General features: G+C 60.7%; 17 protein-coding genes and 1 riboswitch. Of the genes, 5 read left to right on the top strand and 12 right to left on the bottom strand.

The features are described 5' to 3' along the window. Positions 1-60: 60 nt before the first annotated feature. Positions 61-300: riboswitch (cobalamin riboswitch) on the bottom strand. A 99-nt stretch (positions 301-399) separates the two neighbouring features. Beyond that, on the top strand, positions 400-1,713 hold the full coding sequence (locus tag NVB75_RS27965) for a sorbosone dehydrogenase family protein (RefSeq protein WP_258344278.1): 1,314 nt from the start codon (positions 400-402) through the stop codon (positions 1,711-1,713). Positions 1,714-1,846: 133 nt separating this feature from the next. Here NVB75_RS27965 and NVB75_RS27960 read toward each other — a convergent pair whose 3' ends face one another. From NVB75_RS27960 to NVB75_RS27940, 5 genes are all read right to left on the bottom strand, one after another. Beyond that, positions 1,847-2,389: a C40 family peptidase gene (locus NVB75_RS27960; RefSeq protein ID WP_258344277.1), complete on the bottom strand. Its 543-nt coding sequence runs from the start codon at positions 2,387-2,389 to the stop codon at positions 1,847-1,849. A 144-nt stretch (positions 2,390-2,533) separates the two neighbouring features. Further along, on the bottom strand, positions 2,534-3,163 hold the full coding sequence (locus NVB75_RS27955; RefSeq protein ID WP_258344275.1) for a C40 family peptidase: 630 nt from the start codon (positions 3,161-3,163) through the stop codon (positions 2,534-2,536). Between the two features lie 213 nt (positions 3,164-3,376). Continuing rightward, positions 3,377-4,081: a DnaA regulatory inactivator Hda gene (hda, locus tag NVB75_RS27950; protein ID WP_076014749.1), complete on the bottom strand. Its 705-nt coding sequence runs from the start codon at positions 4,079-4,081 to the stop codon at positions 3,377-3,379. 217 nt (positions 4,082-4,298) lie between these two features. Next, positions 4,299-5,372 carry an AI-2E family transporter gene (locus tag NVB75_RS27945; protein ID WP_076014750.1) on the bottom strand — a complete coding sequence of 358 codons (1,074 nt, stop codon included), beginning with the start codon at positions 5,370-5,372 and terminating at the stop codon, positions 4,299-4,301. A gap of 53 nt (positions 5,373-5,425) precedes the next feature. Next, positions 5,426-6,466: a DUF2066 domain-containing protein gene (locus NVB75_RS27940; protein WP_258344274.1), complete on the bottom strand. Its 1,041-nt coding sequence runs from the start codon at positions 6,464-6,466 to the stop codon at positions 5,426-5,428. 359 nt (positions 6,467-6,825) lie between these two features. On the opposite strand from NVB75_RS27940, the gene purM reads away from it, so the two are divergent. From purM to NVB75_RS27920, 4 genes are all read left to right on the top strand, one after another. After that, positions 6,826-7,884 carry a phosphoribosylformylglycinamidine cyclo-ligase gene (purM, locus tag NVB75_RS27935; protein WP_063032448.1) on the top strand — a complete coding sequence of 353 codons (1,059 nt, stop codon included), beginning with the start codon at positions 6,826-6,828 and terminating at the stop codon, positions 7,882-7,884. Then, on the top strand, positions 7,884-8,534 hold the full coding sequence (gene purN, locus NVB75_RS27930) for a phosphoribosylglycinamide formyltransferase (protein WP_258344273.1): 651 nt from the start codon (positions 7,884-7,886) through the stop codon (positions 8,532-8,534). The genes purM and purN overlap by 1 nt, the downstream gene beginning before the upstream one ends. Positions 8,535-8,542: 8 nt before the next feature. Next, on the top strand, positions 8,543-9,256 hold the full coding sequence (locus NVB75_RS27925) for a DUF3108 domain-containing protein (protein ID WP_258344272.1): 714 nt from the start codon (positions 8,543-8,545) through the stop codon (positions 9,254-9,256). A 253-nt stretch (positions 9,257-9,509) separates the two neighbouring features. Continuing rightward, positions 9,510-9,698 (top strand): hypothetical protein, encoded by a 189-nt coding sequence (locus NVB75_RS27920; protein WP_008438187.1) that lies wholly within the window; start codon positions 9,510-9,512, stop codon positions 9,696-9,698. A 199-nt stretch (positions 9,699-9,897) separates the two neighbouring features. On the opposite strand, the gene NVB75_RS27915 is transcribed toward NVB75_RS27920, so the two are convergent. The 7 genes from NVB75_RS27915 to NVB75_RS27885 all read right to left on the bottom strand — a co-directional run bounded on the left by NVB75_RS27915 (position 9,898) and on the right by NVB75_RS27885 (position 17,851). Continuing rightward, complete coding sequence (locus NVB75_RS27915; RefSeq protein WP_017479129.1) at positions 9,898-10,443, bottom strand: DUF2058 domain-containing protein; 546 nt, start codon at positions 10,441-10,443, stop codon at positions 9,898-9,900. A gap of 25 nt (positions 10,444-10,468) precedes the next feature. After that, the gene (gene mazG / locus NVB75_RS27910) at positions 10,469-11,302 is read right to left on the bottom strand and encodes a nucleoside triphosphate pyrophosphohydrolase (protein ID WP_258344271.1); all 834 of its coding nucleotides are present in this window, start codon (positions 11,300-11,302) and stop codon (positions 10,469-10,471) included. A 153-nt stretch (positions 11,303-11,455) separates the two neighbouring features. Further along, positions 11,456-13,699: a GTP diphosphokinase gene (relA, locus tag NVB75_RS27905; RefSeq protein ID WP_010176475.1), complete on the bottom strand. Its 2,244-nt coding sequence runs from the start codon at positions 13,697-13,699 to the stop codon at positions 11,456-11,458. Positions 13,700-13,835: 136 nt separating this feature from the next. After that, a complete protein-coding gene (gene rlmD / locus NVB75_RS27900; RefSeq protein WP_258344270.1) occupies positions 13,836-15,188 on the bottom strand; it encodes a 23S rRNA (uracil(1939)-C(5))-methyltransferase RlmD in 1,353 nt (450 codons plus the stop codon). Continuing rightward, positions 15,188-16,090 (bottom strand): cysteine synthase CysM, encoded by a 903-nt coding sequence (gene cysM / locus NVB75_RS27895; protein WP_017479132.1) that lies wholly within the window; start codon positions 16,088-16,090, stop codon positions 15,188-15,190. Before cysM ends, rlmD begins: the two co-directional genes overlap by 1 nt. 258 nt (positions 16,091-16,348) lie before the next feature. Further along, on the bottom strand, positions 16,349-16,951 hold the full coding sequence (locus NVB75_RS27890; protein ID WP_258344269.1) for a tRNA-uridine aminocarboxypropyltransferase: 603 nt from the start codon (positions 16,949-16,951) through the stop codon (positions 16,349-16,351). A gap of 6 nt (positions 16,952-16,957) precedes the next feature. Then, positions 16,958-17,851 carry a LysR family transcriptional regulator gene (locus NVB75_RS27885; RefSeq protein WP_258344268.1) on the bottom strand — a complete coding sequence of 298 codons (894 nt, stop codon included), beginning with the start codon at positions 17,849-17,851 and terminating at the stop codon, positions 16,958-16,960. Positions 17,852-17,896: the final 45 nt, after the last annotated feature.

Here is a 17,896-nt window from a genome sequence, read left to right as displayed (position 1 = left end):
CTGGACAAAAACGGCGGGCAGGAAAAAGACAATACAGACAGCCAAGCATCGCCCACCGTGATGCTGTTGGATGGATCAGGCCGGTCTCCGGGCTCATGAGTGGCATGGGATGCCGAGGGTGCGCCTTCCCATATCGCGGGCGATACAGTGGCTTAAGGCACCGTCTTGACTCATTTACCGTTGCGGGGCAGCAGCGCCGGAATCGTGGCGGCACTGTAGAAAAGTGCGCTCACTCACCGGCTTCCCTGTTTCACTCAGTCGGCGCGTACGCCACAGAGCACCTGAAACAAGCCGCGAAGGTTAGTGGGTTGGGGGTGGAGCGTCAATTAAAGCCGGACATGCGCGTGAACCATCGGGCCGCTGCGCTCCTCTACCACTACAGGTATTAAGGAGAAAACCATGCACAAGACCCGACTTGCCCTACTGATCATGGTCGCCGGCACCCTCGCCGCCTGTGGTGAAAGCTCGACCCTTCAGGTGTCCGACGGCACCGGACCCTCGCCCAAACTGCCGGAGCCGAATAAAACCCTGATCCCCACGGTGAACATCGCCCCGGCCATCGGCTGGCCCGAAGGCGTCAAGCCAACTCCGGCCGCGGGCACCCAGGTGGCCGCGTTCGCCGAAGGCCTGGATCACCCACGCTGGCTGTACGTGCTGCCCAATGGCGACGTGCTGGTGGCGGAAACCAACGCGCCGCCCAAGCCGGATGATGCCAAGGGCATTCGTGGCTGGGTGATGGAGAAAGTCATGGGCCGTGCCGGGGCCGGCGTGCCGAGCCCGAACCGCATCACCCTGCTGCGGGACGCCGACCACGACGGCGTGGCCGAAACCCGTACGGTGTTCCTGGAGAACCTGAACTCGCCGTTCGGCATGACGCTGGTGGGCAACGACCTGTATGTCGCCGATTCGGACAAATTGCTGCGCTTCCCTTATCAGCCTGGGGAAACCTCGATCAAGGACGCCGGCACCACCGTCACCGACTTGCCGGGCGGCAGCATTAACCATCACTGGACCAAGAACGTGATCGCCAGCAAGGACGGCAGCAAGCTGTACGTCAGCGTGGGCTCCAACAGCAACGTCGGGGAAAATGGCCTGGAAGCGGAACAAGGCCGGGCCGCGATCTGGGAAGTGGACCGCGCCACCGGCCAACACCGCATCTTCGCCTCCGGCCTGCGCAACCCCAACGGCATGGCCTGGGAACCGCAAAGCGGCGCGCTATGGACGGCCGTCAACGAGCGCGATGAAATCGGCAGCGATCTGGTGCCGGACTACATCACCTCGGTCAAGGATGGCGCCTTCTACGGGTGGCCATTCAGTTACTACGGGCAGCACGTGGATGTGCGGGTCACACCGCAGAACCTGGACCTGGTGGCCAAGGCGATTGCCCCGGATTATGCAGTCGGCCCGCACACAGCCTCGCTGGGACTGACCTTTGCTGATGGCAGCAAGTTACCGGCGCAATTCAGCAATGGCGCGTTTATCGGCCAACATGGTTCGTGGAACCGCAAGCCCCACAGTGGCTACAAGGTGATCTTCGTGCCGTTTGAGGCAGGCAAGCCAAAAGGCCAGCCGGTGGATGTGCTGACCGGCTTCCTCAACAGCGATGAGAAAGCCATGGGCCGCCCGGTCGGCGTGGTGATCGACAAGCAGGGGGATTTGTTGGTGGCAGATGATGTGGGGAACAAGGTGTGGCGGGTGTCGGCGGCTAAATAGCCCACTGCGCAAACACCGCAAAACAAATGTGGGAGCGGGCTTGCTCGCGAATACGGTGGATCAGCCGACAACAAAGTGACTGACACACTGCATTCGCGAGCAAGCCCACTCCCACATTGGGTTTCGTGTTTTCCTAGGGGTTTCGTGCCAGGTGCTCGGCTGGCAACACACGCTTGGCGCTCAGGTAGGCGTTTTGCCAATAGGCTTTGGACAGCGTGTCCAGCTTCACCGTACCGCCGGTTTGCGGCGCATGCACAAAGCGGCCTTCACCCACGTAGATCCCGGCGTGGCTGACCTGCGAGCCGCCACCGGTGGCGAAGAAAATCAGGTCGCCGGTCTGCAGGTTGTTTTCGCTCACGTCCTGGGCGCGCATCACGATCAGCTCGCGGGTGGTGCGCGGCAGAGAGATGCCCGCCGCGTCACGGTAGACGAAACCGATCAAGCCACTGCAATCAAACCCCGAGTCCGGCGTGTTGCCGCCCCAACGATAAGGCGTGCCGACCAGGCCCAGCGCACGAAAGAGCACGTCTTCGGCCGCAGGCGAAAAATTCTGGGTGGCGTAGGTATTGAACACCGGCTTGGGCTTGACGGCCACGGGCGCAGGCGGAGGACGGCTTGCGCAGGCGCTGAGCAGCGCGGCGCAAACAAGAAGAATTAGGCGGGCCGAGGTCGACATGGGCAGAACAATCCTGATCTGGATGCGGCTTTCGCTGCCGAACGTTGAAAAACAGAACGCGCAAGCAAGGCTCGCGCGATCGATTTACAACAATGTCCAGGGATTCTAGCGCTTACACGTCAAACTTCAAGTATCACTTTAACTTTACTTGCTAGCGGTAACGGTAGTCGGGGCCATCGCCAGGGCGCGCTTGGCTTCGATGAAGGTTTTGCTCCAGTAGCTGTCACCCAGGTTGTCGACTCGCACACCACCGCTGCGGCGGCTGCTGGAGTGGATAAACTGGTTGTCGCCCAGGTAGATACCGGCGTGACTGACACGACCGCGACCAGCCGTACTAAAGAAAAGCAGATCACCGGGCTTGAGGTTGTTCCGCGCGACCAACGGTGCATCCACGTTGATCATTTCGCGGGTGGAACGCGGCAGATTCATGCCGGCTTCCTCGCGGAACAGGTAGCCGATGAAACCGCTGCAGTCGAAACCGGCTTCAGAGGTACCGCCGAAACGGTAACGGGTACCGATCAGGGACATGCCACGTTCGAGAATGCTGTCGGCCAGAACTGGAAGCTGGTAAGGCTTGCTGCCGGCGAAGTCGGCGAGTTCTTTTTCAGTTGCGATTTCTTCCTGGTAAACAGTGGAAGACTGCGACGCAACGAATTTTGCCTGGGACTGTTGTGCTGGTTTTTGCTGCTCAGCCACGTTTTGAGTGTGGGTGGCGCAACCAAACAACAGGGTAACGAGTGCGAGAGGCACGAGGGGTGCGAAGCGATTTAGCATGGGCACGACCGTGGCTGATGTGTAAAGAAGCCGAGACTATGCCTTCTATCACATCGATTTGCAAATTCAATCGTGATCTATGTGACTTCTTGTTTGAACTATGACATCTAAGCCCTTAACACCCTATAGCCCCCATTTGCATGGCCAAAATGGCTCAAATGCAGGTTTTCTGGCGCCTGGAATTTGCCGAAAGCCGCGATTTCAAAGGGCTGGCTACCAGCCGAGGGTTTCCTTCAGGAAGGGGATGGTCAGCTTGCGCTGGGCCTGCAAGGAGGCCTGATCGAGCTGTTCGAGCAAGTCGAACAGTGCACTCATGCTGCGGGTGCCGCGAGTGAGGATAAAATGCCCGACCTCGTCGGTCAGGTGCAGCCCGCGGCGGGACGCACGCAATTGCAGGGCACGCAGTTTGTCTTCGTCGGACAACGGGCGCATCTGGAAGATCAGCGCCAGGGTCAGCCGCGACTTCAAGTCGGCCAGCTTCACCGGCAACTCACGTGGCGAGGTGGACGCGGCAATCAACAAACGCCGGCCACTGTCACGCAAGCGGTTGAACAGATGGAACAGCGCCTCTTCCCAGTCCGCCCGCCCCGCTACCGCGTGCAAGTCGTCCAGACAAACCAGTTCGTATTGCTCAAGGTTGTCGAGGATCTCGATACCACGGTCCAGCAGCTCCGCCAGCGGCAAGTAAACTGCCGGCTCCCCCATCTGCTCGAAGCGCAGGCAAGCGGCCTGTAACAAGTGGGTACGCCCCACGCCATGCTTGCCCCAGAGGTAGATCAGGCTTTCGGTCCACCCGGCGTCGGCTTCGCAGAGCCGCTCGACATAGCCGAGTGCAGCGGCATTGGCGCCTGGGTAGTAATTGATAAAGGTAGCGTCGTCACGCAGACGCACACCTAGGGGCAGCTGAATCGGTTTCATGCTGACTGAACGGCTCCAATCGAACCGTTAGTGACCTCTGTGTAAAGTTTGCAAAGTTTATACCCGTGACGCCGGGCGCACAATGCAGCAGACCACAAGCAAAATCAAAGGTTTGCGTTAACTTGTTGGATTTGGTGAAGATTGTTTGACGCAATGGCGAAACGCCAGAGCCGATAAACGACAAACCCGGCCTTGAGCCGGGTTTGTGATGCTGCGGTTATAACTCCGGATCCTCGACCCCGGCGTACATGTCCGAGTCCTTGTACAGGTCGTGCACATGGCGCACCAGCACCATGATCACCGCCGCCACCGGCAGCGCCAGCAGGATACCGGTGAAGCCGAACAACTCGCCGCCCGCCAGGATCGCAAAGATCACTGCCACCGGGTGCAGGCCGATCCGGTCACCCACCAGCAACGGCGTCAGCACCATGCCCTCCAGGGCCTGGCCGACCATGAACACCGCGACAATCCCGAGCATCGGGTACAGGTCGCCGTGGAACTGGAACAGCCCGGCCACCAGCGCCGCACCAATCCCGATCACAAAGCCCATGTACGGCACGATGGCCGCCAAACCGGCAATCAGGCCGATCAACAACCCCAGCTCCAGGCCGATAGCCATCAGCCCCGCCGCATAGATGATCCCCAGCGCCAGCATTACCAGCAACTGGCCACGGACGAAGGCGCCGAGCACCTCATGACACTCTCCGGCCAGGGAGACGATGCGCTCCTCGCGATCCCGCGGCAGCAGGCCGCGGATTTTGGCCATCATGATGTCCCAGTCCCGCAGCAGGTAGAACGCCACTACCGGGATCAGCACCAGGTTGGTCAGCCAACCAATCAGCGCCAGGCTCGAAGCCGTCGCCTGGCTCAACACCACGCCGACGATGTCAGTGGTCTGGCCCATGTGCTCACTGATGGCGGCCTTGACCTTGTCAAACTTCCAGAACCCGTCTGCCAGCCCCAGCTTGGCCTGCGCCCACGGCATCGCCGTGTGTTGCAGCCAGTCGAGCATCTGCGGCGCCAGTTCATAGAGCTTGAACAATTGCTTGGCCAGCATCGGCACCAGCACCAGCACCAACGCCGTGATGATCAAGGTGAACAACGCGAACACCGCCACCACGCCCCAGGTACGGGACAGGCCGATCTTTTCCAGGCGATCCACCACGGGATCGAACAGGTAGGCCAGCAGTAACGCGACCAGGAACGGCGTCAGGATCGAATGCAGCAGGAACACAAAAACGCACAGCAGGACAATCCCGCCAAGCCACACCCAACGACGCGTATCCGCCATAAACCACTCCCTCTATTATTTGCTTCCTGCTTCTATATAAGAAGGAAGACCGCTTACCAATGAAAACGTAGCTGCGGCGTCGGCTCGACCGGTGCCGGTTGCGCGCCTTCCACCACCGGCTGCGGAGACGGCGCTTCACCCGCCGGGATTTCCTGCAACTTGGCCAGGCTCAACTGGGTGCGCAACTGCTCGGCGCTGCCATTCACACGATAGACGATGCGACTGCCATCCACCCGCACCGGCTGGGCCCCAAACGGCTCCAGCAGATGACCCAGGGCGGCGTAATGCTCAAGGTTCATGCCCTGCACTTCCAGCAACTGATCGCTGGTGGAAGCACCGGCCTTGACCGCAAAGCGCGGTGCCAGGCGTTCGCTGACAGCCAGCAGCACGGCGTCGGCCAGCGCAGCGGTGTCAGTACCGGTGGCGGTGCCCTGCTCGCTTTTATCCCCCAGCCACAGGCGCCATTTGGCCGACCATTGGCCGCCGTCTTCGCGGGCATGAACCGCCAGCAAGGCGTCGGCGCCGTAACGTTCGGACGCGGCACGCAGCGGCGTGGCGTCGGGGCTTTCAAGATTCGGGGCAGTGGCGACGATTTGTTCGTCCAGGTCACCCAGCGGCAGGCGCAAAGGCAAACCACGGTGCTGGGCCGCGCGACGCAGCGGTTGGGCGACGGCCTGGCCATCACCTACCAGGCTGCTGCCGTCGACGGAGTCGTTCAGCCACCAACCGAGGATCGACGGCCGATTGCTGCCCCACAGCGCCAGGCCCGCACCACGCAAGGCGCGATCGGTACTGACGGGGTCGAAATCCACTTGCAGGCTTTCCGGAGGGCCGGCGTCGTAGCCGTATTGGCTGATGATCTGTTGCGGGTCCTTGCGAATCGCCGCCAGGCCCGGGCCATCGGCGGCCTTCGCGTCGCCGGTCAGGCGGATCACCAGGGTTTGCAGGGCACGCTGGGTAGCCTGGTCACGCTCCTGGGGAGATTGGCTGCTGACTGGCTCCAGCACTTGATAGAGGCCATTGAGGGTTTCGGCATGACTCGCCAGGCTGACCAACGACAAGCAGCCCACAAAAAAATATTTACTCAGACCCATGAAAGAAGATTCCCGAACGACAAATAAGCGGTTGGAACAGACCGCGTGAACACTGTTGAGCAAGGCTGTGACCACAGCGACCGGCAAAACATTCACAGGGCCTCGGTAAGTTTTTGTACTGTCATAACGATAGCGAGTTAAAGGCTATACCTTAATACGGCCCGTGACCGACTCGATTAGCGATTTTTTTAACAGCTATTGCCCCTGCCCGTCGGCCCGAGGATGGCCGCTGCCCCTCAAGCCTGATAAAATCGCGCGCCTTCGCAGACCGTCAATGGCAGGCCATGCTGAAACTTCAGGTTTCGGTATTCCCGCCGCATTCGGTCGTTACCCCTGAATCCCCCCTAAAGGCCTGGATCATGAGCAAGCAACCCTCCCTGAGCTACAAGGACGCCGGTGTAGACATCGACGCCGGTGAAGCATTGGTCGAACGCATCAAGAGCGTCGCCAAGCGCACTGCGCGCCCCGAAGTCATGGGCGGCCTGGGCGGTTTTGGCGCCCTCTGCGAGATCCCGGCCGGCTACAAGCAGCCTGTATTGGTCTCCGGCACCGACGGTGTGGGCACCAAGCTGCGCCTGGCACTGAACCTGAACAAGCACGACAGCATCGGCATCGACCTGGTTGCCATGTGCGTGAACGACCTGGTGGTGTGTGGCGCCGAGCCGCTGTTCTTCCTTGACTACTACGCCACCGGCAAGCTCAACGTCGAGACCGCGACCCAAGTGGTTACCGGCATTGGCGCTGGCTGCGAACTGTCCGGCTGCTCCCTGGTCGGTGGTGAAACCGCTGAAATGCCAGGCATGTACGAAGGCGAAGACTACGACCTGGCCGGTTTCTGCGTCGGCGTTGTCGAAAAATCCGAAATCATCGACGGCTCCAAAGTCGCTGCCGGTGACGCCCTGCTGGCCCTGCCATCGTCCGGCCCGCACTCCAACGGCTACTCGTTGATCCGCAAGATCATCGAAGTGTCCGGTGCCGACATCGAAACCATCCAGCTCGACGGCAAGCCTTTGACCGACCTGCTGATGGCCCCGACCCGCATCTACGTGAAGCCGCTGCTCAAGCTGATCAAGGACACCGGCGCGGTCAAGGCCATGGCCCACATCACCGGTGGCGGCCTGCTGGACAACATTCCGCGCGTACTGCCTAAAGGCGCCCAGGCGATTGTCGACGTGGCCAGCTGGCAGCGCCCGGCAGTCTTCGACTGGCTGCAAGAGAAAGGCAACGTCAACGAAACCGAGATGCACCGCGTGCTGAACTGCGGCGTAGGTATGGTCATCTGCGTGGCTCAAGAGCACGTTGAAACCGCGCTGAACGTACTGCGTGAAGCCGGCGAGCAGCCTTGGGTCATCGGCCAGATCGCTACCGCGCCTGAAGGCGCGGCTCAGGTTGAACTGAAGAACCTTAAGGCGCACTGATGCCTGCAACCTGTGATGTCGTGGTGCTGCTCTCCGGCACCGGCAGTAACTTGCAGGCCCTGATCGATAGCACGCGCACCGGCGACAGCCCGGTGCGCATCGCTGCGGTGATCTCCAACCGCAGCGACGCCTACGGCCTGCAACGCGCCAGGGACGCGGGTATCGACACCCGCTCCCTGGATCACAAGGCTTTCGAAGGCCGCGAGGCCTTCGACAGCGCCTTGATCGAACTGATCGACGCCTTCAACCCCAAACTCGTGGTACTGGCCGGCTTCATGCGCATTCTCAGCGCTGACTTCGTGCGCCACTACAACGGGCGCCTGCTGAATATCCACCCGTCCCTGCTGCCCAAATACAAAGGGTTACACACCCACCAGCGTGCCCTTGAGGCCGGCGACACCGAGCACGGCTGCAGCGTGCACTTTGTTACCGAGGAACTCGATGGCGGGCCTCTGGTCGTACAGGCAGTAGTTCCGGTAGAGTCTGAGGACTCTGCGCAGACACTTGCGCAACGGGTTCACACCCAGGAACACAAGATTTACCCGCTGGCTGTTCGCTGGTTCGCTGAGGGGCGGTTGATTCTTGGCGACCACGGTGCATTATTGGACGGTCAGTTACTTGCGGCCAGCGGCCACTTGATTCGAACCTAGGAGACTTTATGCGTCGCGCCCTGCTCTTCGCCTTTGCGCTGTTCGCCCTGCCTGCCGTGCAAGCGGCAGACCTTCACCCTTTCTCCGCCAGCTACACCGCCGACTGGAAACAGTTGCCCATGAGTGGTTCGGCAGAACGCAGCCTGACCAAAAATGACAACGGCAGCTGGACCTTGAATTTCAAGGCTTCGATGATGATCGCCAGCCTGACTGAAACCAGCGTGATTCGCTTCGACAACGATGCCCTGCAGCCGGTGAGCTACACCTTCGAACGCGGCGGCCTTGGAAAGACGAAGAAGATCAACCTCGACTTCGATCAGACGGCCAAGAAAGTCACCGGTTTTGAAAACAAGGACCCGGTCAACGTGGCCCTTCAAAGCGGCATGCTCGATAAGTCGACCTACCAGTTGGCACTGCAGCGCGATGTGGCAGCCGGCAAGAAAAGCATGAGCTACAACGTCGTCGAAGGCACAGATGTCGATACCTACGACTTCCGCGTGATCGGCCCGGAAAAGGTCCAGACCAAAGCCGGCTCCATCGATGCGATCAAGGTCGAGCGCGTGCGTGACCCGACTCAAAGCAAGCGCATTACCCAAATGTGGTTTGCCAAGGACTGGGGCGGCATCCTGGTTGCCCTGCGCCAGGTCGAGACCGACGGCAAGGAATACAACATCATGCTGCAAGACGGTACCGTTGACGGCAAGGCTGTCAAAGGCAGCTGATCCTCAGCACAGTGAAAGAGCCTCGCGCATGCGGGGCTTTTTTTCGCCTGTCGCCTGGCGCCAACATGAAACTTTTGTCATATAACTCAGCGCCCTGCGACGCAATGTCGCGGTTTCCGTGGGCTCGGGCGATTACTGCAAATCCTGTAAAGGTGTGTTGCAATTCCTGGTTATTTACTTAGCAAGCTAACAAATCATATAACAAAGGCCTGCGACGCCTTGCCGCAGATCAACCAGAGATTGGAGCAAGCAGATGACTGTAAAAGTAACTGAACGCGACGATGAACATATGTCCCATGAAGCAGTAGCCCACGGGATTCACATCTGGGATGTACACCAGCAAGACCTGCTGGTCGGCATGTTTCACGACGAGACCGAAGCTCATAATTATAAAAACGAGCTCGAGACCCTTGAGATGAAACGCCAGGCGCAAAGCTCCTGAAATTCTGAAATCCTTTAGGTAGCCAGCCCCACGCAGCTGGAGTATCTGAAAACACAAACCCCGCCTTTTGAGCGGGGTTTGTGTTTTTTGGGTTTGGGATCTTGGGGGCGCTTCGCGCCCCAGCGGGAGCAAGCTCCCTCGCCACAGCAAGCTCACTCACCACAACAAGCTCCCTCGCCACAATGTGGTTTCTAACGCCTTACCACATCAGGTCATCAGGGATCTGGTAGGCGGCGTACGGATCATCCTCATCCGGCACCTGGCTTTCGGTCAGGACGTTCATCTGGACGATACGCTCCGGCGCCCGCTCCTGGATCTTCAGCGCGGCTTCGCGCGGGATCACCTCGTAACCGCCACCGTGATGCACGATCGCCAGGGAGCCGTTGCTCAGCTTGTTGCGCATCAGCGTGTTGACCGACAGGCGCTTGACCTTCTTGTCGTCCACGAAGTTGTAGTAGTCCTCAGTGGTCAACTTGGGCAGGCGCGAGGTTTCGATCAGTTGCTTGACCTGGGCAACGCGGGCCTTGGCCTCGGCTTTTTCCTGCTGCTGACGGTTCAGCTCCTGGTCGCGCTTGACCTTCTCGGCATGCGCTTCGATGGCCAGGCGCGCCTGGCTATCGTCGGCAGCAACCTGGCCTTTATGCACCAGCCGCTGCTGTTTCTGTTTCTCTTTGCCGACCTGCTTGGCCTGCTTTTGGTTGACCAGGCCTGCTTTGAGCAACTGGTCGCGAAGGGAAATGCTCATGGTGCTTACTCACTTGGGCAACGGCTCAGCCGCAGCTGGACAGATTCTTTTCCTGGCGTTTGGCTTCACCCCAGAGGGCGTCCAACTCTTCGAGGGTGCAATCTTCTATGGATTGGCGTGTGTCGCGCAATGCCTGTTCGATAAATCGGAAACGTCGTTCGAATTTGGCGTTGGCTAAACGCAGGGCCGCTTCCGGGTCGACCTGGAGATGACGGGCCAGGTTGACCGCCGCAAACAGCAGGTCACCCACCTCATCCGCGATGGCTGCCGGGTCGTTATCGGCCATGGCCTCCAGCACTTCATCCAGCTCTTCGCGCACGTTATCCACCACCGGCAACGCGGCCGGCCAGTCGAACCCCACCTGCCCGGCGCGCTTTTGCAATTTGGCGGCGCGGGACAACGCGGGTAAGGCCGTTGGTACGTCATCCAGCAGGGACAATTGCTGTGGCGCGTCGGACTTTTCCGCACGCTCCTCGGCCTTGATCTCTTCCCAGCGCTGCTTGACCTGCTCTTCGCTCAACTGCGGGATATCCAGCGGCGCGTACAAGTCACCCGTAGGGAACACATGCGGGTGACGGCGAATCAACTTGCGGGTAATGCTGTCGATCACCCCGGCGAATTCAAAGCGCCCTTCTTCCCGCGCCAGCTGGCTGTAATACACCACCTGGAATAACAGGTCGCCCAGCTCACCTTGCAGGTGATCAAAATCCCCGCGCTCGATGGCGTCGGCGACTTCGTAGGCTTCTTCCAGAGTGTGGGGGACGATGGTGGCGTAGGTTTGCTTGATGTCCCACGGGCAACCGTATTGCGGGTCGCGCAGGCGGTTCATCAGGTGCAGCAGGTCTTCAAGTGAATACATCAGTCTCTTTCCGCAGAAGTGGGAACGCTGAGGATCAACTGTGGGAGCGGGCTTGCTCGCGAAGGCGGTGTGTCTGTCAAATATCAGGTAACTGACACGACGCCTTCGCGAGCAAGCCCGCTCCCACATTTTAATCCGCGTTCATCCAGCTACTCATGGTGTCCGATTACGCCGGGTCTCAATGATGTTCGGCAACTGGGAAATACGCCCCAGCAACCGACCCAACGCGTCCAGCCCCGGAATCTCGATGGTCAGGGACATCAACGCAGTGTTGTCCTCTTTGTTCGAGCGGGTGTTGACCGCCAGCACGTTGATCCGCTCATTGAGCAGAACCTGCGAAACGTCGCGCAGCAGGCCGGAACGGTCGTAGGCACGGATGACGATGTCCACCGGATAGGTCAACACCGGCACCGGGCCCCAACTGACCTGGATAATCCGCTCCGGCTCACGCCCGCCCAGTTGCAACACCGAGGCACAGTCCTGGCGGTGAATGCTCACCCCGCGTCCCTGAGTGATGTAACCGACGATGGCGTCGCCCGGCAACGGCTGGCAGCAGCCGGCCATTTGCGTCATCAGGTTGCCCACGCCCTGGATCTGGATATCGCCGCGCTTGCCGGGCTTGTAGCCGGTGGCCTTGCGTGGAATCAGTTCCAGCTGCTCGCTGCCACGCTCCGGCTCAACCAGTTGCTGGGCCAGATTCACCAACTGCGCCAGGCGCAGATCGCCGGCACCGAGGGCGGCAAACATGTCTTCGGCGATCTTCATGTTGGCCTTTTCGGCCAGCTTGTCGAAGTCCACCTGCGGCAGGCCAAGACGCGCCAATTCGCGTTCGAGCAAGGTCTTGCCGGCGGCGACGTTCTGGTCGCGCGCCTGCAACTTGAACCAGTGGACGATCTTCGCCCGCGCCCGGGAGGTGGTGATGTAGCCCAGGTTCGGGTTCAGCCAGTCGCGGCTCGGCGTACCGTGCTTGCTGGTGATGATCTCGACCTGTTCACCGGTCTGCAGGCTGTAGTTGAGCGGTACGATGCGCCCGTTGATCTTCGCGCCACGGCAGTTGTGGCCGATCTCGGTGTGCACGCGGTAGGCAAAATCCAGCGGCGTGGCGCCCTTGGGCAGGTCGATCGCGTGGCCGTCGGGGGTGAAGATGTAGACCCGGTCGGGTTCGATGTCCACCCGCAACTGGTCGGCCAAACCACCGATGTCGCCCAGCTCTTCGTGCCATTCCAACACCTGACGCAACCAAGAGATTTTCTCTTCGTACTGGTTGGACCCGGCCTTGACGTCGGTACCCTTGTAGCGCCAGTGAGCGCATACACCCAGCTCTGCCTCTTCGTGCATCGCATGGGTACGAATCTGCACTTCCAGCACCTTGCCCTCGGGGCCGATCACTGCCGTGTGCAACGAGCGGTAACCGTTTTCCTTGGGGTTGGCGATGTAGTCGTCGAATTCCTTGGGGATGTGCCGCCACAGCGTGTGCACGATACCCAGCGCGGTGTAGCAGTCGCGCATTTCCGGCACCAGCACACGCACGGCGCGCACGTCGTAGATCTGGCTGAAGGCCAGGCCCTTGCGCTGCATTTTGCGCCAGATGGAATAGATGTGTTTGGCCCGGCCGCTGATGTCGGCTTCAACGCCGGTGGCCTGCAACTCCGTGCGTAACTGGCTCATCACGTCGGCGATGAAACGCTCACGGTCCAGCCGCCGCTCATGGAGCAGCGTGGCAATCTGTTTGTATTGATCGGGTTCGAGGTAACGGAAGGACAAGTCCTCCAGTTCCCACTTGATATGGCCGATGCCCAGACGGTGGGCCAGCGGCGCGTAGATGTCGAACACCTCGCGGGCGACGCGGTTGCGCTTTTCGTCGTCAGCGGTTTTCACCGCACGAATCGCGCAGGTGCGTTCGGCCAGCTTGATCAGGGCGACACGTACGTCGTCGACCATCGCCACCAGCATCTTGCGCAGGTTTTCCACCTGGCCCTGGGTGCCCAGCACCATGGACTGGCGCGGGCTGAGGCTGGCACTGATCGCCGCCATGCGCAGCACGCCGTCGATCAGCTTGGCCACCACAGTGCCGAAGCGCTGGCTGACGGTGGGCAATTGAATATGCCCTTCGCGCACGCCGCGATACAGCACCGCTGCAATCAACGAATCCTGATCGAGCTTGAGATCGGCGAGGATCTCGGCTATTTCCAACCCGGTGCGAAAGCTTGAAGTGCCTTCGGCCCACAGGTTCTTGGCCGCATTGTCTTGCTGTTCAGACTCACGAGCGAACTCGCAGGCTGCTTTCAAGGCTTCACGGTCCAGTGCCGGGTCGACACTGATGGCATGATCCAGCCATGCCTCGAGATTGATACTGCCGTCGGTGTTGATCGGCTGGTGTGCTCTCACCTGTACCATCTTGCTTACCTTCCCTACGACGCACCTTTTAGTGCGTCAAAATCATCGCTGACCTGCTTTACAAAAAAAGCTTGTGCACGCTCCCTGGCAGGTCACAGGCCCAGGAGATGCAGGCCAGTCGGATTAAACGGGCATCCTAGCCCGCTTCAAATAACGCCATGGCCTCGACATGGGCCGTCTGGGGAAACATGTCGAGGATCCCGGCACGTTTTAGCCGGTAGCCTTGCTTGACCAACTCGACCGTATCCCGCGCCAGCGTTGCCGGATTGCAGGACACATACACCAGGCGATCAGCCCCCAGGGTAGCGAGCTTGCGCACAGCCTCCAGGGCACCATCGCGGGGTGGGTCCAAGAGTACCGCAGAAAAGCCCTGTTTGGCCCATTCCGCGTCGGTCAAAGGCTGAGACAAATCGGCCTGAAAAAACTGCACATTATGCAAATTATTGCTGACGGCATTTTGCGCCGCCCGGTCCACCATGGCCTGCACGCCTTCCACCGCCACCACTTCCCGCACTTGGCGGGCCAGCGGCAAGGCGAAGTTGCCCAAGCCACAAAACAAATCCAGCACCCGCTCGTCGGGCTTTGGCGCCAGCCATTCCAGGGCCTGGGCGACCATCGCCTCGTTGACCCCGGCGTTGACCTGCACAAAATCTCCCGGGCGGTACGCCAACTGCAAATTCCACTGCTCCAACCGGTAGCCCAACGCCTGGTCTGGCTCGAAAGACTGCGGCTGGCCCTCGCCATGCAGCCACAACTGGGCTTCATGGAAGTTACAAAATTCCTGCAGGATCGTCAGGTCCGCTTCAGACAAGGGCGCCATGTGTCGCAACAACACGGCAATCGACGAGCCGCTGAACAACTCCACATGCCCCAACGCCTGAGGTTTGCTCAAGCGTCGCAGCATGTTTGGCAACCGCTGCATGATCGGCTGCAAGGCCTGTACCAGCACCGGGCAATCGTCGATGGCGACGATGTCCTGGCTGGCCACGGCGCGAAAGCCGACTTCAAGTTTCTTCGCCTTGGCATCCCAGCGCACGGCCACGCGGGCGCGGCGGCGATAGCCGAATTCCGGCCCGCTCAAGGGCGCGGCCCACTCTTGGGGTTCGACACCGGCCACACGGGATAATTGCTCGGCGAGCATGCGCTGTTTCAGGGCAAGTTGTTCGTCATGGGGCAAGTGTTGCAGGCTGCAACCGCCGCAACGGCCGGCGTGGACACAGGGTGCCGGACGGCGCAGTGCGCTGGCGGTAAATACGCGCTCGGTGCGGGCCTCGACCACTTTGCCGTGGGCGCCCAACACCCGCGCCTCAACCTCTTCGCCGGCCAGGGCACCCACCACAAACCAGGTGCGGCCTTCAAAGAACACGATGCCACGGCCGTCATTGGCCAGACGTTCGATGGTCAGGCGCTGCTTCTTGCCTACAGGAATCTGCGGGGCGCGGCTGCCGCCCGTCGGTTGGAAGCGCAGGCCTCTCTCGTGCTTGGCCATCAGTTGGGCGCGTCGAAAATGCCGGTCGACAGGTAACGGTCGCCACGGTCACAGATGATCGCGACGATCACCGCGTTTTCCAACTCCTGGGACAAGCGCAACATCCCGGCCACTGCACCACCGGACGACACGCCGCAGAAGATGCCTTCTTCACGGGCCAACCGGCGGGTGGTGTCTTCGGCTTCACGCTGGGCCATGTCGATGATGCGATCAACCCGAGCGGCGTTATAGATCTTCGGCAAGTACTCCTCGGGCCAACGACGGATCCCCGGGATCGCCGAGCCTTCCATCGGTTGCAGGCCGACGATCTGGATCTCGGGATTCTGCTCCTTGAGGTAACGCGAGTTGCCCATGATGGTGCCGGTGGTGCCCATCGAACTCACGAAGTGAGTGATGGTGCCCTGGGTCTGGCGCCAGATTTCCGGGCCGGTGGTGGTGTAGTGCGCCTCGGGGTTGTCGCCGTTGGCGAACTGGTCCAGCACCAGGCCACGGCCTTCGGCAGCCATACGCTCGGCGAGGTCGCGGGCGCCTTCCATGCCTTCTTCCTGGGTGACCAGGATCAACTCGGCGCCATAGGCGGTCATCGCTGCCTTGCGCTCGGCGCTGCCGTTGTCGGGCATGATCAGGACCATCTTGTAGCCCTTGATCGCCGCAGCCATGGCCAGGGCAATCCCGGTATTACCGGAGGTGGCTTCGATCAGGGTGTCGCCGGGCTTGATCTGCCCACGCAACTCGGCGCGGGTGATCATCGACAACGCCGGGCGGTCCTTGACCGAACCGGCCGGGTTATTCCCTTCGAGCTTGAGCAACAAGGTATTGCTGGTATTGCCCGGCAGGCGCTGCAAGCGGACCAGCGGGGTGTTGCCGACGCAATCGGCGATGGTGGGGTACTGCAAGGTCATGGCGTATTCGCAATCCAGACTGCGGGGGCGACCATCATACCGGGAAAGGCTGGCGGGCCATATCACGCAAAGTGTGGTGCTTATGGCTTAATAGAATAAGCAGAATCTAGAGCCCGCAAACATGTAGTGAGACACACCCGATGTTTTTGTGTAGCAGCTGTCGAGCCCCCGCGAGGCTGCGTCGGGGGCGGCGCAGTCCTTTGCCTGGCGCGAGAGCGGCGGTGCGGCAGACGTAGCCTCGCTGGCGCTCGACAACTGCTACGGAGATTGCGTGCCGTGGTTGCGTCGGTACACTTCCTGCCCCATCGCGGCAATTTGTCCGTCGATCAGCGCCTCAAATGGTTTCAATAACGGCTCAAATAAGGTCGGGGCTTCAAGCACCTGCAACGCCTGCACGATGGCCTCCACCGTCGACAATGCCCCGGGCCCCGGCGCCTTGCGCAGCCGGTAACGGGACACGGCGCCTTCCGCCAACGTCACCCGAGGCAATGCTGCCAACAACGGATTGAGGTGCAGCAACTTGCGCGCCTTGCGCCAGGTGCCGTCCGGCACTACCAGCAGCAACGGTTCGTCGGATGGCGTGTAGGCTTGCAACGGTTGTGCATCCTCGGCAGGGAATAACAATCGCGGCTGATACCCCGGCGGATTCAACAACGCCTGCAAATCCTCAAACACCTCCCCCACCACCAACTGCGCATTCAGCAACCCCAGCGCCGCCAACCTCGCTGTGTTCAAGGCGTGATTGACCTCGCTCGGATGCTGCAACAGCAACACTCGAGTGCGGCTATCCAACCGGGGAATCAGCGCGCACAGGCAATGGGTGGTGGGCCGCAGGCAGCGGGGGCATTGGGGTCTGGACATGGGTTTTCAGGCCTGATTGAGCTGGGCTTTGAGTAAATCGCGGAAGGTCTGGATCAACGGCTCGCGGCTGCGACCCCGGCGCATGATCATCGAGAACGGCGCCTGGTAACCAAAGGTCGCCGGCAGCAGCACCCGCAAATCACCCTTGTCGGCCCAGGCCTGAGCGTAATGTTCCGGCAAGTACCCGATGTAGGCGCCGGACAGCACCAGGATCAATTGCGCCTCCATACTTTCCACGGTGGCGGCGCTGTGCTTGAAGCCGTGACGCGCGAGTTCGGCCTGGCTCCAGTAACCACGACCGACCATGCGTTGCTGGGTGATCACCTGTTCGGGAATGCGCCGCTCGTTGAACAACGGGTGACGGGTGCTGCAATACAGCCAGTGCTGTTCGCGGTACAGCGGCATATAGATCAGCCCGCTCATCCGGTTGGAAAACGCACCGATGGCCAGGTCCAGGCGATTGTCCTGGACGCCGAGCTGCAACTCGTAAGGACTCATCACCGACAGGTGCAAATGCACCGCCGGGTGTTCCTGGCTGTAGGCGCCGATCACTTCGGCAAACGGCAAGGCCTTGTCGCTGACGGTGGAGTCAAGTACGCCGAGTTTCAGGGTGCCGCGTAGTTCGCCTTTGAGCGCGGCGGCGTATTGCTCGAAGCCTTCCAGCTCGCCCAGCAGGCGCAGGGTTTCCTGATGGAACAACTCGCCCTTGCTGGTCAGGCTGAACCCGCCCCGGCCGCGATGACACAGCACCAGGCCCAACGCGGCCTCCAATTGGCTCATGTAAGTGCTGATGGCCGAGGTCGACAGGTTGAGTTCGTGCTGGGCATTGGCGAAACCCTGGTGCCGCACGACGCTGACGAAGATGCGCAGGAGTTTCAGGTCGGGCAAGGCGCTGGCCATGGGCTCTCCAGAAGCAAACATAAAACCTGTGGGAGCCGAGTTTAC

Source organism: Pseudomonas sp. CBS (assembly GCF_024734645.1).
Taxonomy (GTDB): Bacteria; Pseudomonadota; Gammaproteobacteria; order Pseudomonadales; family Pseudomonadaceae; genus Aquipseudomonas.
Note: the sequence above shows the minus strand (reverse complement) of the source record. Positions and strands in the feature narration are given on the sequence as shown.

Coding starts and splice junctions, on each gene's coding strand:
- NVB75_RS27960 (WP_258344277.1), bottom strand. CDS start 2,389: ATGTCGACCTCGGCCCGCCTAATTCTTCTTGTTTGCGCCGCGCTGCTC.
- NVB75_RS27915 (WP_017479129.1), bottom strand. CDS start 10,443: ATGAGCATTTCCCTTCGCGACCAGTTGCTCAAAGCAGGCCTGGTCAAC.
- NVB75_RS27885 (WP_258344268.1), bottom strand. CDS start 17,851: ATGGCCAGCGCCTTGCCCGACCTGAAACTCCTGCGCATCTTCGTCAGC.
- purM (WP_063032448.1), top strand. CDS start 6,826: ATGAGCAAGCAACCCTCCCTGAGCTACAAGGACGCCGGTGTAGACATC.
- NVB75_RS27945 (WP_076014750.1), bottom strand. CDS start 5,372: ATGGCGGATACGCGTCGTTGGGTGTGGCTTGGCGGGATTGTCCTGCTG.
- NVB75_RS27920 (WP_008438187.1), top strand. CDS start 9,510: ATGACTGTAAAAGTAACTGAACGCGACGATGAACATATGTCCCATGAA.
- mazG (WP_258344271.1), bottom strand. CDS start 11,302: ATGTATTCACTTGAAGACCTGCTGCACCTGATGAACCGCCTGCGCGAC.
- purN (WP_258344273.1), top strand. CDS start 7,884: ATGCCTGCAACCTGTGATGTCGTGGTGCTGCTCTCCGGCACCGGCAGT.
- NVB75_RS27890 (WP_258344269.1), bottom strand. CDS start 16,951: ATGTCCAGACCCCAATGCCCCCGCTGCCTGCGGCCCACCACCCATTGC.
- NVB75_RS27965 (WP_258344278.1), top strand. CDS start 400: ATGCACAAGACCCGACTTGCCCTACTGATCATGGTCGCCGGCACCCTC.
- hda (WP_076014749.1), bottom strand. CDS start 4,081: ATGAAACCGATTCAGCTGCCCCTAGGTGTGCGTCTGCGTGACGACGCT.
- NVB75_RS27940 (WP_258344274.1), bottom strand. CDS start 6,466: ATGGGTCTGAGTAAATATTTTTTTGTGGGCTGCTTGTCGTTGGTCAGC.
- NVB75_RS27955 (WP_258344275.1), bottom strand. CDS start 3,163: ATGCTAAATCGCTTCGCACCCCTCGTGCCTCTCGCACTCGTTACCCTG.
- cysM (WP_017479132.1), bottom strand. CDS start 16,090: ATGACCTTGCAGTACCCCACCATCGCCGATTGCGTCGGCAACACCCCG.
- rlmD (WP_258344270.1), bottom strand. CDS start 15,188: ATGGCCAAGCACGAGAGAGGCCTGCGCTTCCAACCGACGGGCGGCAGC.
- NVB75_RS27925 (WP_258344272.1), top strand. CDS start 8,543: ATGCGTCGCGCCCTGCTCTTCGCCTTTGCGCTGTTCGCCCTGCCTGCC.
- relA (WP_010176475.1), bottom strand. CDS start 13,699: ATGGTACAGGTGAGAGCACACCAGCCGATCAACACCGACGGCAGTATC.